This is a genomic window from Methylobacterium sp. NMS14P, assembly GCF_028583545.1.
Classification (GTDB): domain Bacteria; phylum Pseudomonadota; class Alphaproteobacteria; order Rhizobiales; family Beijerinckiaceae; genus Methylobacterium.
Genome location: NZ_CP087106.1, coordinates 3,517,410 through 3,530,568, shown reverse-complemented (window position 1 = coordinate 3,530,568; position 13,159 = coordinate 3,517,410). Strand labels below are relative to the sequence as shown.

The 13,159-nt window shown below is 71.8% G+C and carries 15 protein-coding genes; 5 read left to right on the top strand and 10 right to left on the bottom strand.

The genetic code is table 11. The annotated features are described in order from the left end of the window. Nucleotides 1–2: 2 nt before the first annotated feature. The 5 genes from LOK46_RS16935 to LOK46_RS16915 form a co-directional block, all read right to left on the bottom strand. Nucleotides 3–722 (bottom strand): glutathione S-transferase, encoded by a 720-nt coding sequence (locus LOK46_RS16935; protein WP_273559013.1) that lies wholly within the window; start codon nucleotides 720–722, stop codon nucleotides 3–5. A gap of 48 nt (nucleotides 723–770) precedes the next feature. After that, nucleotides 771–1,220, bottom strand: a complete 450-nt coding sequence (locus LOK46_RS16930) for a hypothetical protein (RefSeq protein WP_273559011.1) — start codon at nucleotides 1,218–1,220, stop codon at nucleotides 771–773. 135 nt (nucleotides 1,221–1,355) lie between these two features. After that, nucleotides 1,356–1,730 (bottom strand): hypothetical protein, encoded by a 375-nt coding sequence (locus LOK46_RS16925; protein ID WP_273559009.1) that lies wholly within the window; start codon nucleotides 1,728–1,730, stop codon nucleotides 1,356–1,358. Between the two features lie 40 nt (nucleotides 1,731–1,770). Beyond that, nucleotides 1,771–3,660 carry a methylmalonyl-CoA mutase subunit beta gene (locus LOK46_RS16920; RefSeq protein ID WP_273559007.1) on the bottom strand — a complete coding sequence of 630 codons (1,890 nt, stop codon included), beginning with the start codon at nucleotides 3,658–3,660 and terminating at the stop codon, nucleotides 1,771–1,773. Between the two features lie 229 nt (nucleotides 3,661–3,889). Then, a complete protein-coding gene (locus LOK46_RS16915) occupies nucleotides 3,890–4,693 on the bottom strand; it encodes an undecaprenyl-diphosphate phosphatase (protein ID WP_273559005.1) in 804 nt (267 codons plus the stop codon). A 253-nt stretch (nucleotides 4,694–4,946) separates the two neighbouring features. Here LOK46_RS16915 and LOK46_RS16910 point away from each other — a divergent pair, with 253 nt between their 5' ends. The 3 genes from LOK46_RS16910 (at nucleotide 4,947) to LOK46_RS16900 (ending at nucleotide 7,674) form a co-directional block, all read left to right on the top strand. Continuing rightward, entirely contained in the window at nucleotides 4,947–5,639 is a 693-nt protein-coding gene (locus LOK46_RS16910) for a glutathione S-transferase family protein (protein WP_273559004.1), read from the top strand. Nucleotides 5,640–5,722: 83 nt separating this feature from the next. Continuing rightward, nucleotides 5,723–6,814, top strand: a complete 1,092-nt coding sequence (gene queG / locus LOK46_RS16905) for a tRNA epoxyqueuosine(34) reductase QueG (RefSeq protein ID WP_273559002.1) — start codon at nucleotides 5,723–5,725, stop codon at nucleotides 6,812–6,814. After that, nucleotides 6,811–7,674 (top strand): SDR family oxidoreductase, encoded by an 864-nt coding sequence (locus LOK46_RS16900; RefSeq protein ID WP_273559000.1) that lies wholly within the window; start codon nucleotides 6,811–6,813, stop codon nucleotides 7,672–7,674. The genes queG and LOK46_RS16900 overlap by 4 nt, the downstream gene beginning before the upstream one ends. Here the strand turns inward: LOK46_RS16900 and LOK46_RS16895 are convergent, their stop codons facing one another. The 3 genes from LOK46_RS16895 to LOK46_RS16885 are packed head-to-tail and all read right to left on the bottom strand — an operon-like array spanning nucleotide 7,675 to nucleotide 9,478. After that, on the bottom strand, nucleotides 7,675–8,499 hold the full coding sequence (locus LOK46_RS16895; RefSeq protein ID WP_273564614.1) for a metal ABC transporter permease: 825 nt from the start codon (nucleotides 8,497–8,499) through the stop codon (nucleotides 7,675–7,677). Between the two features lie 47 nt (nucleotides 8,500–8,546). Next, on the bottom strand, nucleotides 8,547–9,347 hold the full coding sequence (locus LOK46_RS16890) for a metal ABC transporter ATP-binding protein (RefSeq protein WP_273558998.1): 801 nt from the start codon (nucleotides 9,345–9,347) through the stop codon (nucleotides 8,547–8,549). Continuing rightward, nucleotides 9,344–9,478 carry a hypothetical protein gene (locus tag LOK46_RS16885; RefSeq protein WP_273558996.1) on the bottom strand — a complete coding sequence of 45 codons (135 nt, stop codon included), beginning with the start codon at nucleotides 9,476–9,478 and terminating at the stop codon, nucleotides 9,344–9,346. Before LOK46_RS16885 ends, LOK46_RS16890 begins: the two co-directional genes overlap by 4 nt. A gap of 123 nt (nucleotides 9,479–9,601) precedes the next feature. On the opposite strand from LOK46_RS16885, the gene LOK46_RS16880 reads away from it, so the two are divergent. Further along, the gene (locus LOK46_RS16880) at nucleotides 9,602–10,087 is read left to right on the top strand and encodes a transcriptional repressor (RefSeq protein ID WP_273558994.1); all 486 of its coding nucleotides are present in this window, start codon (nucleotides 9,602–9,604) and stop codon (nucleotides 10,085–10,087) included. Between the two features lie 81 nt (nucleotides 10,088–10,168). Here LOK46_RS16880 and LOK46_RS16875 read toward each other — a convergent pair whose 3' ends face one another. Then, a complete protein-coding gene (locus LOK46_RS16875; RefSeq protein ID WP_273558992.1) occupies nucleotides 10,169–11,674 on the bottom strand; it encodes a sugar transferase in 1,506 nt (501 codons plus the stop codon). A 335-nt stretch (nucleotides 11,675–12,009) separates the two neighbouring features. Beyond that, entirely contained in the window at nucleotides 12,010–12,354 is a 345-nt protein-coding gene (locus tag LOK46_RS16870) for an antibiotic biosynthesis monooxygenase family protein (RefSeq protein WP_273558990.1), read from the bottom strand. A 355-nt stretch (nucleotides 12,355–12,709) separates the two neighbouring features. On the opposite strand from LOK46_RS16870, the gene LOK46_RS16865 reads away from it, so the two are divergent. Further along, nucleotides 12,710–13,144: a helix-turn-helix domain-containing protein gene (locus LOK46_RS16865; RefSeq protein WP_273558989.1), complete on the top strand. Its 435-nt coding sequence runs from the start codon at nucleotides 12,710–12,712 to the stop codon at nucleotides 13,142–13,144. The last annotated feature ends 15 nt before the right edge of the window (nucleotides 13,145–13,159 follow it).

Here is a 13,159-nt window from a genome sequence, read left to right as displayed (position 1 = left end):
CCTCAGGGATCCAGCTCGGGATAGCGGCGGAAGATGCCGTCCTCGTTGAACGGGATCCGGCGCGCGCTGGCGAGGTAGGCGGCGAGTCGCGGGCGCTGCGCCACGGTCTCGTGGAGCCGCGCCACCTGCGGGGTCCTCCTGAGGGCCGCGGCGGTCGCCTTGGGGAAAGCGTAGAGCAGGCCGTCGACGAGCTGGAACAGAGACAGGTCGGCGTAGCAGAGGTCCGCGCCGACGAGGCGGCGGCCGCCGTTGGCCGCCAGCACGCGCTCGAAGTAGCCGAGATATTTGGGGATGCGCTCGCCGCGGAACTCGGCCGCCCGGCGCAGCGCCTCGGGCTTCTGATCCGCGTAATACAGGCCGACGCCGACGGGATGGTGCGTGTCGTGCGCCTCGTCGACCGCGTCCGCGACGGTGAGCTGGAGCTGGTGGGTCCAGATCCGGTCGGGCTCCGCCACGCCGACGAGGCCGAGGCGCGGCCCGAGGTAGAGCAGGATCGCGGCGCTCTGCCCGACGACGACGTCGCCGTCGCGCAGGAAGGGCGGGGCCAGGGGCGGCCGCGGATCGGCCGGATCGGACAGGCGATCGAGCATCGGCCCGATGCCGCCGGACTCGTCGTCCTGGCGGGAAACGTCGACGTAGTCGGCGCCGGCGTCCTCGAGGGCGAGGCGGACGAACTCGCCGCGCCCCTGGATCATCGGCCAGTAGTGGAGTTCGTAGGGCATCGCCGCCTCCGGGTCGGGGAAGACGCCGCGGCCCCGGTCAGTTCCCGCTCAGTTGTTCTCGGCCGGATCCTCGGCCGAGGCCTTCTCGACCGGCGGCTCGGCGCTGGCGACGGCCTTGCGGGCGAACATCGGCTGGAGGCGCTCGGCGAGCTGCTGGTCCAGATGCTTGACGTAGGCGCCCTTGAAGTAGCGCTCGCCGGTCTTCGCGCCATACAGGCTGTCGTGGGCCTGGATCATCGCGGCGACCTCCGGGCGGCACAGGAAGCCCGTGATGCCGACGGCCTCGTACCAGCGGCCGGCGCGCGCCTCGGCGGTGGCCTTCGGGTTCGACAGCACCGTGTCGGCGAAGCACGCGGTGGCGGCCTGCCGCAGCGGCGCCAGCACCTTCTCGGCCTCGGCCGCGTTCACCTTCGGGGCGACCGGGTGCCGGTGAGGCCGCGCCTCGGCAGCCGAGACGAGCGCGAGGACGGCGAAGGTGGCGAGGATCGAAGTCTTCATACGGGCGGCCTCGTCGGGTGTCCGAACCGTGTTCAGCTCTCGCTCATGATTGCGTCGGGATCGGGGCTGTCGGCCCGGTCCGGGTGCCCGATTCTGGGCGAGATCCGGACCGTTTCGCGACGGCCACGACCGGGCTCAGCCGCGCCGCTCCGCGTTCCAGTGTCCCCGGCAGATGAGGGCTCCGGACGCGACCCAGGTTCCGGCCCCGAACCCGTCCGAGCCCAGTCGTCCCCGCACGTCGGCGGTGGCGGCACCGTTGGAGATCGTGCCGCGGATCGCGCCGTTCCGGGCGACGCCGCCCTCGACCGTGAAGGCCGTCCCGACGAAGCGCGCCCGCCCGCGCTCGATCCGCACCGGGTAGCGATAGGCGCGGTCGCAGGTCCCCGTCTCGGTGATGATCTCGACGCTCCACGTGCCGTCGAACCGGTCGGGCTGGGCGGCCGGGCGCGGGGCGGCCGCGGCGGGAAGCGTGCCGACGAGGAGCAGGGCGACGGCGAGGCGGGGCGTCATGCGGATCCGGGGCGAGGGCTTCGGAGGGACCGGCGCCCCGTCAGCGCGGCGTCTGCGGCGCGGGTGTCCGCATGGCCGCGCGGAGCGCCGCGTTGAGGAGGGCGAGCAGGTCGCAGCCGACATGCAGGAAGGCGGCCACGCCCGCCTGCTTCAGGGGCTCGGCCAGGTCCGTGGGCTTACCGGCGAGGTAGACCGGTCCGGCGCCGGCCTCGGTGAGCGCCTTCGCCGTCGCGACCGCGCGCTCGGCGTAGATCCCGTCCGTGGAGCAGATGCAGGCGAGGCTGGCGCCGGACTCCCGGAACGCCGCCGCCGCCGCCTCGGCGTCGGGGAAGCCCTCGTTCGACAGGGACTCGAGCCCGCCGGCCGCGAAGGCGTTGGCCGCGAAGGTCGCGCGGGCGTTGAAGGCCGCCACCGGGCCGAGGTTGGCCAGGAACACGACCGGTCTGCGCCCGGTCTTGGCGAGGAAGGCGTCCGAGGCGTCCCGCAGGGCCTCGTAGGGCTCCGCGAGGCGCTGGGACGGCAGCGCGTCGCAGGCGACCGCCGAGCCCGCGCCGAAATTGGAGCCGCGCCCCGCCGCGGCGGGCGCCACGTCGAGAACCGTCACCGACTTCTCGGGGAGATTCGGGAACTCGCTCGCACCCGTGAGCGGTTCGCGACGGGTCGCCACCGCCTTCGCGCGGGCCTCGCGGGTCAGCTCGATCCGCCGCTGGAGCTTGCCGACGCTGAGCGAGGCGACGATGCCGCCCTCGGCCTCGATCGCCTGGAAGGCCGCCCAGCCCGCCTCGGCGAGCTCGGCCGTCAGGGCCTCGAAGCCGCCGGCGCCGGCCGCGGGGTCGCTGACGCGCGCGAGATGCGATTCCTCGATGAGCACGATCTGGCTGTTGCGCGCCACGCGCCGGGCGAAGGCGTCGGGCAGGCCAAGGGCCTGCGTGTAGGGCAGGATCACGACGCTGTCGGCGCCCCCCATGCCGGCCGAGGCCGCCGCCATGCCGGCGCGGAGGATGTTCACGAACGGGTCGCGCTTGGTCATCATCCGCCACGCGGTCTCGGCGTGGAGCCGCAGCGGCTGCGGATCGAGGCCGCAGGCCTGCTCGACCCGCGCCCAGAGTCGCCGCATGGCGCGGAACTTCGCGACGGTGACGAACTCGTCGGCATCGGCCGCAAGCAGCACGGCGATGCGGTCGCGGGCGCTCGCCAGGTCGTGGCCGGCCGCCTCCAGGACGCGCAGGTAGGCGACGGCGGTGGCGAGCACCGCGCCGAGTTCGGCCGCCTCGCCGGCGCCGCCCTCGTGGTAGGGCCGGCCGTCGGCCAGGAAGGCACGGCCGCGGAAACCCGCGGCCTCCAGCTCGGCCACGGTCTCGGCAAGGCGCGGGGCGATGTCCTTCCAGACGGCTCCGAGACTGCCGGTGGCCGCCAGGACGCCGACGGGATCGAGCCCCAGATCGACGTCGTAGGTCGAGAGATCCTCGCCGCGGCGCTCCGCCAGCGCCTTGACCAGCCGGGCCACCTCCAGGCCGCGGCCGCCGGCGTCGATCCGCAGGGCGATCAGCGGCAGCATCACGCCCTTCAGCGCTGCGTCCAGCTCCTCGACGCTCGCCGCTGTCAGACCGTAGCCGCGGGCGCCCGGTGCGCCCGCGAAGGCGAGCACGAGGGCATCGGCCCCGCCCTCGAGGTCGGTGAGCGCCTGCGTGTTGGCGGCTCCGAGGTCGGGATGGTCGACACGCTGGGCGATCCGCCAGGGTCCGGGCTCGCGCACCGGCTGCGCCGCCGGCTCGGCCGGTCCGTAGAGGGGTTCGATCCGCAGGCCGTCGGCCGTGCGCGACACCAGCCGCTTCTCGAAATCGGCCCCCTTCAGGACGCCTTCGACGAGGCCGAGCCAGCGGGCCCGGTCTGCTGGCTCGAAGAGGTCGGCGTGCGGTCTGTCTTCCATCGGTACGTCCCAGGGCGCGGCGTCTTCTGCGCCGCTTTCATGCGTTTGCCTCGCACGCCGCTCCGCCGCTGGCAATCGCCCGATGGTTTAGGAAAGCTCAACCCGGGGATCACCGATTTTTGAGTGACGCGGCGGAGGCGAGGCGAGGGGCGCCCGCCGATCCGGATCGGCGTTCCGGGGCCCCGACGGCGAGCCCGGAACGACCGCACGGAGCGCGACGCCCTCCGCGTCAGCCGAGGATTATCAGGCCTGCGAAGCCGAGGGCGCCGACGATGATCCGCCACCACGCGAACAGCCAGAAGCCGTGGCGGGAGACGTAGTCGAGGAGAACCCGCACCACGAACAGCGCCGAGACGAACGACACGATGAAGCCGATCACGATCAGGCCGACATCGTTGCTCGAAAGGTACTTGTAATTGTCGAGCAGGTCCTTGGCGAAGGCGCCCGCCATGGTCGGCATCGCGAGGTAGAACGAGAACTCGGTGGCCGAGCGCTTGTCGGCGCCCATCAGCATCGCGCCCACGATCGTGGCGCCCGAGCGCGAGACGCCGGGGATCATCGCCAGGCACTGGAAGATGCCGATCTTCAGGTCCATCGGCAGCGAGAAATCGTAGACGTCGGTCTTCTTCACCTCGAGGTCGGTGTCGTCGATGACGAGGAGCACGAGGCCGCCGGCCACGAGGGTCGCGCAGACGATCCACGGGTTGAACAGGTAGGCCTTGATCAGCTTCGAGAAGAGGCCGCCGATGATCGCCGCCGGCAGGAACGCCACCAGGATGCCGAGCACGAAGCGGCGCGCCTTCGGGTCGGACGGGACCGCGGTGGCGATCCCCAGGAGGCGACGGAAATACACCAGCAGGATCGCCAGGATCGCGCCGAGCTGGATCAGCACCTCGAAGGTGTTGTTGGGCGAGTGGAAGCCGATGAAGTGCCCCACCAGCAGCTGGTGGCCGGTGGAGGAGACCGGGATGAACTCGGTCGCCCCCTCCACCAGGGCGAGCAGCACTGCCTTGCCGATGCTTGCCGGATCCATCGCGACGCCTTGTGCCGCGGGCGCGGAGGCCCCCGTCGGGCCACCGCCTGCCACGCGAAATGGTTGTACCCGAGGCTTCGCCGATCAGGGTTGACGGGCAGTTACCGGGTCGGGCCGCGCGTGTTAAGGGCTCGGCAACGGTCGGGCAATAACGCTCGGTCCGAAGTCCTGCGCGCCGAAGACCCGCGCATCAGGACCCACGACGAGCGCGGGACCGGCCGCGCTGGCAGACCGAACGTCCCGCACGGCCTCGATGGCAACCCTCTACCATTTCCCCTTCTGCGCGAATTCCCGATTCATCCGTCTCGTGCTCGCCGAGATGGGCATGGAACCGACGCTGTTCGAAGAACGGCCGTGGGAACGGCGCGACGACTTCCTGCTGATCAACCCGGCGGGCGTCACGCCCGTGCTGCTGGAGCAGAACGGCCTCGTCGTGCCCGGTGCCGGCGTGATCGCCGAGTACCTCGACGAGACCCGCGGCCTCGGGCTCTCGGGGCGGCGGATGCTGCCGGAGGACACGGTCGAGCGCGTCGAGGTGCGGCGCCTGCTCGACTGGTTCCTGGTCAAGTTCGAGTCCGAGGTGACCGCCTACCTCGTCAACGAGAAGATCTCGAAGCGCTTCATGTCGGCCAACGAGGGCGGCGGCCCTCCCGACATGAACGCGATCCGCGCGGCGCGCTCCAACGTGCGCTACCACCTCAAGTACATCGGCTACCTCATCGCGCGGCGGCGCTGGCTCGCCGGCGACAACCTGACCTATGCCGATCTCGCGGCGGCCGCCCATCTCTCCTGCGTCGACTACCTGGGCGACGTGCCCTGGGACGAGGACGAGATGGCGCGGAACTGGTACGCTCGGGTCAAGTCGCGGCCCTCGTTCCGCGCCCTGCTCGCCGACCGTGTGGCCGGGATGGCGCCGGCCGCCCACTACGCGGATCTGGATTTCTGAACGCCCGACGGACCTATCACGGCGCCGACCTGCGCCGCCTCGTCGAGACCCGGGCCCGGACGCTCGGGTTCTGCGGCCTGCGCGTGACCCGGCCCGACCGGCTCCCCGACCTGCCAGGACGCCTGTCCGCCTGGCTCGCCGAGGGCGCGCAGGGCACCATGGACTGGATGGCGGAGCGGGCCGACCAGCGCGCCAGCCCGATCGCGCTGTGGCCCGGGGTGCGCAGCATCCTGGTCCTGGCGATGAGCTACCGGCCGGAGCACGATCCCCTCGACCTCGTGGCGCGCCGCGACCGCGGTGCCGTCGCCGCCTACGCGCAGCGGCGGGATTATCACGAGGTTTTGAAGGGCCGCCTGAAAGAATTGGGCGGGTATCTGTCGGCCAAGGGCGACGTGCGGGTGAAGGTTTTCTGCGACACCGCCCCCGTCATGGAGAAGACCCTGGCGGAGGCGGCCGGCCTCGGCTGGCAGGGCAAGCACACGGTGCTGATCTCCCGCGGCCACGGCAACTGGCTGCTCCTCGGCGCGATCTACACGAGCGCAGAATTCGAGCCCGATACCCCGGAGCGCGACCATTGCGGCTCCTGCCGCGCCTGCCTCGACGTCTGCCCCACCGACGCCTTCCCGGCGCCCTACCGGCTCGATGCCCGCCGCTGCATCTCGTACCTGACGATCGAGCATGCCGGGCCGATCCCCGCGGCCTTCCGGCCGGCGATCGGCAACCGGGTCTTCGGTTGCGACGATTGCCTGGCCGTCTGTCCGTGGAACAAGTTCGCCCGCACCGCGGCGGAGCACCGGCTCGCCGCGCGTGCGGACCTGGCGGCCCCGGCGCTCGCGGATCTCGCGGGCCTCGACGGCGCGGCCTTCCGCGCGTTCTTCGCCGGCACGCCGGTGAAGCGCACGGGGCGCGACCGCTTCCTCCGGAACGTCATGATCGCGATCGGAAATTCGGGAGACCCGTCGCTGGCGGAGGCCGCCGTCGCGCGGCTGCGCGACCCGTCCGCGCTGGTGCGCGGCATGGCGGTCTGGGCCTGCGCCCGGCTGCTGGCGCCGGAGGCCGTGCGCGCGCTCCGTCGGCAGCACGGCGATGACGAGACGGACGGCCACGTGCGCGACGAGTGGCGGGCCGCCACCGGCTTGACGGAACCGCGGGCGGACGAGACATCCGCCGCATGAATCTCTTCGTCTTCGGGCTCGGCTTCACCGGCCGCCACTTCGCCGAGCGGGCACGGGCGCGCTTCGGGACCGTCCGCGCCACCGTCACCGACCCCGCGGCCGCCGACCGCGTCGCGGCGGAGACGGGCTTCGCCATGCGCGCCTTCGGGCCGGAGGCCGACGATCCCCGGATCGCCGCGGATCTCGCCGACACGGACGTGCTCCTCGTCTCGGCGCCCCCCGGTGAGGCCGGCGACCCGGTGCTGGCCTGCCACGCCGACGCCGTCGCGGCGAGCCGGATCCGGTGGATCGGCTACCTGTCGACCATCGGCGTCTACGGCGACCAGGGCGGCGCCTGGATCGACGAGGCCACGCCGGCGACCCCGCGCAGCGCCCGGTCCAAGGTGCGCCTCGACGCCGAGGCGGCGTGGCTCGCGCTCGGCGCCGCGACCGGCAAGGCGGTGCAGGTGTTCCGGCTGTCGGGCATCTACGGACCCGGGCGCAACCCGATCGTCAAGCTGCGCGAGGGCCGCTCGCAGCGCATCGTGAAGGCCGGGCAGGTCTTCAACCGCATCCACGTCGACGACATCGCCACGACGCTGCTCGCCTCGATCGACCGGCCGCGGCCGGGGGCGATCTACAACGTCACCGACGACGAGCCGACCGCGCCCCAGACCGTGACCGAGCACGCGGCGGCCCTCACAGGCCTGCCGCTGCCGCCCGAGATCGATTTCGAGACCGCCGACCTGTCGCCGATGGCGCGCAGCTTCTACGGCGAGAACAAGCGCGTGCGGAACCGGCTGATCCGCGACGAGCTCGGCGTCGCGCTCGCCTACCCGACCTATCGCGAGGGGCTCGCCGCGCTCAAGGATCAGCCCTGATCAGGCCTCGAGGTGGCGCGGCCGGACGAGGCGGCGGAGCAGGCCGTCGCGCGGGCCGACCATCATCGAGACGACGTAGAGCGCGCCGGCGGCCAGCACGATGGCCGGTCCGCTCGGCACGTCGTACCGGTACGACAGGCTGAGCCCCGACACGCTCGCCAGGGCGGCGATCAGCATCGAGACCGGGATCAGCCCGGCCAGGTCGCGCGCCCAGAACCGGGCCGCCACCGCCGGCAGCAGCATCAGGCCCACCGCCAGCAGCGTGCCGAGGGCCTGGAACCCGCCGACGAGGTTGACCACGACCAGCGCCAGGAAGGCGAGGTGGACCGGGCCGCCGCTGCGGCTGACGCTCCGCAGGAACAGCGGGTCGACGCATTCCATCACGAGCGGCCGGTAGATCAGGGCGAGGGCCAGCAGGGTCAGCGTGCTGATGCCGCCGAGCAGCCACAGGGCGGCGTCGTCCAGCGCCAGGACCGAGCCGAACAGGAAGTGCATGAGGTCGATCTGCGATCCGCGCAGCGACACCAGCAGCACGCCGGCCGCGAGCGAGATGAGGTAGAAGGCCGCGAGGTTGGCGTCCTCCCGCACGACCGTCGCCCGGGTGACGGCGCCGGCGAGGAGGGCGACCGCGAGACCGGCGACGAGGCCGCCCAGCGTCATCGCCGGCAGGGACAGGCCGGCGACCAGGAAGCCGACCGCGGCCCCGGGCAGGATCGCGTGGCTCATCGCGTCGCTCATCAGGCTCATGCGGCGCAGCGTCAGGAACACGCCGATGGGCGGCGCCGACACCGACAGCGCGAGGCAGCCCGCCAGGGCCCGGCGCATGAAGCCGAACTCCACGAACGGCGCGAACAGGGATCCGAGCGGATCGGTCACGCGGCGTCCTCGTGGTGGTGATGGCCGGCGCCGCCGTGGTCGTGCGCGGCCGCCGCGACCGCCCGCGGACCGGCGCAGATCGCCGCGCCCTCGTCCCAGGCCTCGGACAGGTTGCGGGCGCGGGCGAGGTTCTCGGCCGTCAGGACGCGCGCGGTCGGTCCCCAGGCCACGGGCTCCCGGGCCAGCAGCAGGGTCGTCGGGAAGTGCGCCCGGACCTGCTGGAGGTCGTGGAGGGCCGCGACCACGGTCCGCCCTTCGGCGTGCCACGCGCGGATGAGCACCAGGAGATCGTCCACCGTCCGCGCGTCGATGCCGGTGAACGGCTCGTCGAGGAGCACGACGGGGCAGTCCTGCAGGATGAGCCGGGCGAACAGCGCGCGCCGGAACTGCCCGCCCGACAGGGTCCCGATCGGCCGCGCCGCGAAGCCGTCGAGCCCGACCGCCGCCAGCGCCGCCTCGATGGCCGGGCGCCGCCGGGTGAGGCTGCGCCACGCCCCTGCGCGCCGCCACAGGCCCATGCCGGCGAGATCCATGACGGTGAGCGGGAAGCTCCGGTCGATCTCGTCCACCTGCGGCATGTAGGCGAAGGCGCCCGCGCGCTCGATGCGGCCGTCCAGGCAGCGGATCTCTCCGGCCATGCCCTTGAGGAGCGTCGACTTGCCGGCCCCGTTCGGACCGACCAGGGCGAGCAGGTCGCCGGCCCGCACGGACCCGTCGAGGTGGTGGACCGCCGGATGGCGGTCGTAACCGAGGGTGAGGCCGACGAGGCGGATCGAATCCGGGATCGGGCCGCTCATGTGGCGAGCGCCCAGGCGATGGTCAGCCAGACCAGCGCCGAGAAGAGCGCGGCGAGCGCCAGCCGCAGGCCGATCCCGCTCTGGAACAGCGATCGCCGCGCCGCGTGTCTCGGGCTGGGAATGGTCGGCACGGAGTCCTCGTCGCGCGCTCGGGCCGGCGCGGGCACCACGCGGGCTACTGGTGCGGTGCTGGGCCGGGGTGATACACTGTAACAAACCCGCGGGACAACCTGCGGATCACGTCTGGAGCAATCATGCACCGTCACGAGGGTCACGACGCGTGCCACGCCGGCACCGGTGACACGCTCGCGCGGGCCGAGGCCCTGTGTCGCGAGCGCGGTCTTCAGTTCACGCCCCTGCGCCGGGAGGTTCTGGTGGCCGTGGCCGAGGCCGGGAAGGCTCAGGGCGCCTACGACATCGCCGAGCGGCTGAGCGCGCCGGGCAAGCGCGTGGCCCCGGTCTCGGTCTACCGCGCTCTCGACTTCCTCATGGAGCAGGGGCTGGTCCACCGGATCGCGAGCCGCAACGCCTTCATCCCCTGCGCGCACGACCACGCGCCCGGAGAGGGGGTCATCTTCCTGATCTGCCGCACCTGCGGGGGCGTCGACGAGGCCTCGTCGGAGGAGGTCGAGGGCAGCCTCGGGCGCACGCTCGAGCGGGCCGGGTTCACACCGACCCACAGCATCCTGGAGGTCGAGGGCGATTGCGGCGCCTGCCGGGGCCGGAAGCAGGCCCCCTGAGGAGCCCCGCCCGGGCCGAGCCGCCCGGCCATCCGAGCGCGCCGCGCGAACCGGGAGCGCCGGACGACCGCCGGGTGGCGGTCAGAACGCGTTCTGGTAGGCGCGGCGCGAGACGACCGTCTGGATCATGATCTGGATGTCGAACCAGATCGACCAGTTGTCGATGTAGTGCAGGTCGCAGGCGACGCGCCGCTCCATGGCGAGGTCGGTCTGCGTCTCCCCGCGGTAGCCGTTGACCTGGGCCCAGCCGGTGATGCCGGGCTTCACGTTGTGGCGTCGCGCGTAGAGGGCGATCCGGCGCTCGAAGCTCCGGTCGTGCGCCAGCGCGTGCGGACGGGGTCCGACCAGCGACATCTCCCCGCGCAGGACGTTGATCAGCTGGGGCAGCTCGTCGAGATTCGTCCGGCGCAGGATCGCGCCGATCCGGGTGATCCGGCTGTCGTTGCGGGTCGCCTGCCGGAAGGCGGCACTCGGATCCGCCCGCATCGACCGGAACTTGAACACGCCGAACGGCTGCTGGTTGAAGCCGTAGCGCTTCTGCCGGAAGAAGACGGGACCGGGGCTGTCGAGCTTGATCGCGACCGCGATCGCGGCGAGCAGCGGCGACAGCGACACGAGGGCGATGGTCGCGACCGTCAGGTCGAGGGCGCGCTTGAGCATGACCTCGCCCACGTTGAGCGGCCGGCGGCCGATGTTGATCCCCGAGACGCCGCCGACCCGGGCGACCTGCAGGTCGGGGAACCGGTCGAGCACGGCGCCGGGACGCAGGTGCAGGGCCGAGGGCACCCGCAGGAAGGCGTCGATGCAGCGCTCGACCTCCGCGGTGTCGGCCCAGGGCACCAGGACGAAGACGTCGTCCGGCCGCAGGAAGCGCACCACCGAGACCGCGAGGTCGAGATCCTCCTGCAGCTGGTCGTGGCGCGTGGCCGCGTCGGCGCCGGGATCGACGCGCCGCAGGTAGCTCGTCCCGATGATCCGCGAGCCGAGCTGGTCGACCTCCTTGCCGGCGTAGAAGCGCGCGATGTCCTCCTCGTAGCCCACGAGGTGGATCCGGCTCGCGGTGGCCGAGCCGGCGCTCAGCCGATCGCGGACGAGCCGCCGCACGGCGGCCCGCGCCCCGATCAGGACCGGCAGGCCGGCGGCGAAGATCCCGAGCGAGACGAGCCGCGAGTAATCGTTGGTCGTCTTCGTCATGAAGCTCACGACCAGCACGGCGGCCCAGGCGATCAGCCAGAGGGAGACCGCGCGCTGGACGCCCGGCTTCTGCGCCATCACGTTCTCGAGGCTGTACTCCTCCCGGAGGACGTTCGTGGCGACGATCACCAGGGCGAGCAGCGCAGACAGCCGCAGGCCGCGGACGAGGCCCGCCCAGACCGTGCTGTCCTGCGCGAGGACGTGGTAGGCGCACTCGATGCCCAGCGTCACCGCCAGGATCGCCGCGATGTCGGTGACAGCGAGCGCCATGGAGAGGGCGATGCGCGCCAGCGCACGACCGCGGCGCGGCAGCAGGGCCGACCACACATTGCGGCGGCGCTCCGCCGAGGTCGGCAGCGCCTGAAACGTCTCCGGAAGCCGATCGTGAAACATCTGACCCGCAACGTCCCGTCTTAGTCGGACTCTGTACCAGTCTGAGACACGAAAGGTTTCAGCGCCGCCTGGTGACGGTGACGGAGCAAGCCGCGGGCCCCGCGGGTTCACGATCGCAGTCACGAAGGAAGGCTGCGACCTAGGGCGAGCCCCCGGACGTTGCAATACATGATTAATGCTGAGTGACTGTTCGGCGCATCCGGCAGGCGCCAGATTCGATAGGGAACCGTTTGCGCCGGAGTTATTTCAATTCACGCGGGTTTCTTCGTTCGCGGGTTCAACCGCGTCGGAGCCCCCGGATGACCCCGGCCGCCGAGGGCCGGGGTCGGTCTCGATCAGGCGTCCGCGTCCTGGCGAGCCTCGGTGGTCCCGCCGACCGTCTGGATCGCCTCGAAACCCTCGAATTGCGGGTGGCCGAGATAGAGGGGCTTGGTCGAGGGCACGCGGCCGTGCGCCTTGCGGAACTGCTCGGATCGGGTCCAGGCCTCGAAATCCGCGCGCGACCGCCAGATCGTGTGCGAGGCGTAGAGCACGTGATCCTCGTGCTCGGGTCCGCGGAGCAGGTGGAACTCCACGAAGCCGGGCATCTCGCCGAGGTGGCTGTCGCGGCCGAGCCAGACGGCCTCGAAATCCGCCGTCGCGTCCTTAACGACCTTGAAGCGATTCATCGCGATGAACATGCGTGTCTCCTGCGCGGTACCGAACCTACATGCGTCTGTGCTCCTAAGGGGAACGCCCGCGCGGCGACAAGGCGCACCTCGAAAGCAGGCGAGAGCTCAGCGTCGACATTTGAGCAACAATGTTGCAAAGATGTGTGGGCTTAAACTAGAAGATGTAACCTTCGACTTGCGAAGCTTGACAACTTGGTGTCCTACTGCGCCGCGGTTCACCTGTGCCGGGATCAGGGCTATAGCCGGATAGCGGCACGGAGTACCGGCAACCTGGCGTGCAGGACATGCGACTAAGGGGCGGACGGTGAAGCGGCGCGACAGCGAGGCGAAGACACCGCGTCCGCAGGAGGATGCAGCCCACGCCATGGAGAAGGATACCTCCGGCCAGACGATGCCGAAGCAGACGACCGACGTCGATCGCCTGGTCGGCATCCGGATCACCGCCCTGCGCAAGGCTCGCGGCATGAGCCAGACCGCGCTCGGCAACGCGGTCGGCGTGACCTTCCAGCAGGTCCAGAAATACGAGAAGGGTCAGAATCGCGTCGGTGCCGGCCGGTTGCGCGAGATCGCGCGCCTCCTCGAGGTTCCGGTCTCCGCGTTCTTCGAGGAGAGCGAGCCGCGCGAGAACGCCCAGGAGGATGTCTTCGGCTTCCTCAGCGCCCACGGCGCCATCGAGCTGCTGCGCGCCTACGCCCAGATCGAGGACGAGCAGATGCGCCGCGACGTGCTCGCGCTGGTCCGCAGCGCGGCGCGCCTGGCGCAGAACCGCGCGCCGGCGCCGACGACGGATCCGGCCTGACAGGCGCGGCAGGCC

Bases quoted from the DNA above. Each gene is read 5' to 3' on its own strand.
- LOK46_RS16915 (WP_273559005.1), bottom strand. From the start codon at position 4,693: ATGGATCCGGCAAGCATCGGCAAGGCAGTGCTGCTCGCCCTGGTGGAG.
- LOK46_RS16910 (WP_273559004.1), top strand. From the start codon at position 4,947: ATGGCAACCCTCTACCATTTCCCCTTCTGCGCGAATTCCCGATTCATC.
- LOK46_RS16920 (WP_273559007.1), bottom strand. From the start codon at position 3,660: ATGGAAGACAGACCGCACGCCGACCTCTTCGAGCCAGCAGACCGGGCC.
- LOK46_RS16880 (WP_273558994.1), top strand. From the start codon at position 9,602: ATGCACCGTCACGAGGGTCACGACGCGTGCCACGCCGGCACCGGTGAC.
- LOK46_RS16900 (WP_273559000.1), top strand. From the start codon at position 6,811: ATGAATCTCTTCGTCTTCGGGCTCGGCTTCACCGGCCGCCACTTCGCC.
- LOK46_RS16870 (WP_273558990.1), bottom strand. From the start codon at position 12,354: ATGTTCATCGCGATGAATCGCTTCAAGGTCGTTAAGGACGCGACGGCG.
- LOK46_RS16875 (WP_273558992.1), bottom strand. From the start codon at position 11,674: ATGTTTCACGATCGGCTTCCGGAGACGTTTCAGGCGCTGCCGACCTCG.
- LOK46_RS16925 (WP_273559009.1), bottom strand. From the start codon at position 1,730: ATGACGCCCCGCCTCGCCGTCGCCCTGCTCCTCGTCGGCACGCTTCCC.
- LOK46_RS16935 (WP_273559013.1), bottom strand. From the start codon at position 722: ATGCCCTACGAACTCCACTACTGGCCGATGATCCAGGGGCGCGGCGAG.
- LOK46_RS16930 (WP_273559011.1), bottom strand. From the start codon at position 1,220: ATGAAGACTTCGATCCTCGCCACCTTCGCCGTCCTCGCGCTCGTCTCG.
- LOK46_RS16895 (WP_273564614.1), bottom strand. From the start codon at position 8,499: ATGCGCCGGGCCCTGGCGGGCTGCCTCGCGCTGTCGGTGTCGGCGCCG.
- LOK46_RS16865 (WP_273558989.1), top strand. From the start codon at position 12,710: ATGGAGAAGGATACCTCCGGCCAGACGATGCCGAAGCAGACGACCGAC.
- LOK46_RS16890 (WP_273558998.1), bottom strand. From the start codon at position 9,347: ATGAGCGGCCCGATCCCGGATTCGATCCGCCTCGTCGGCCTCACCCTC.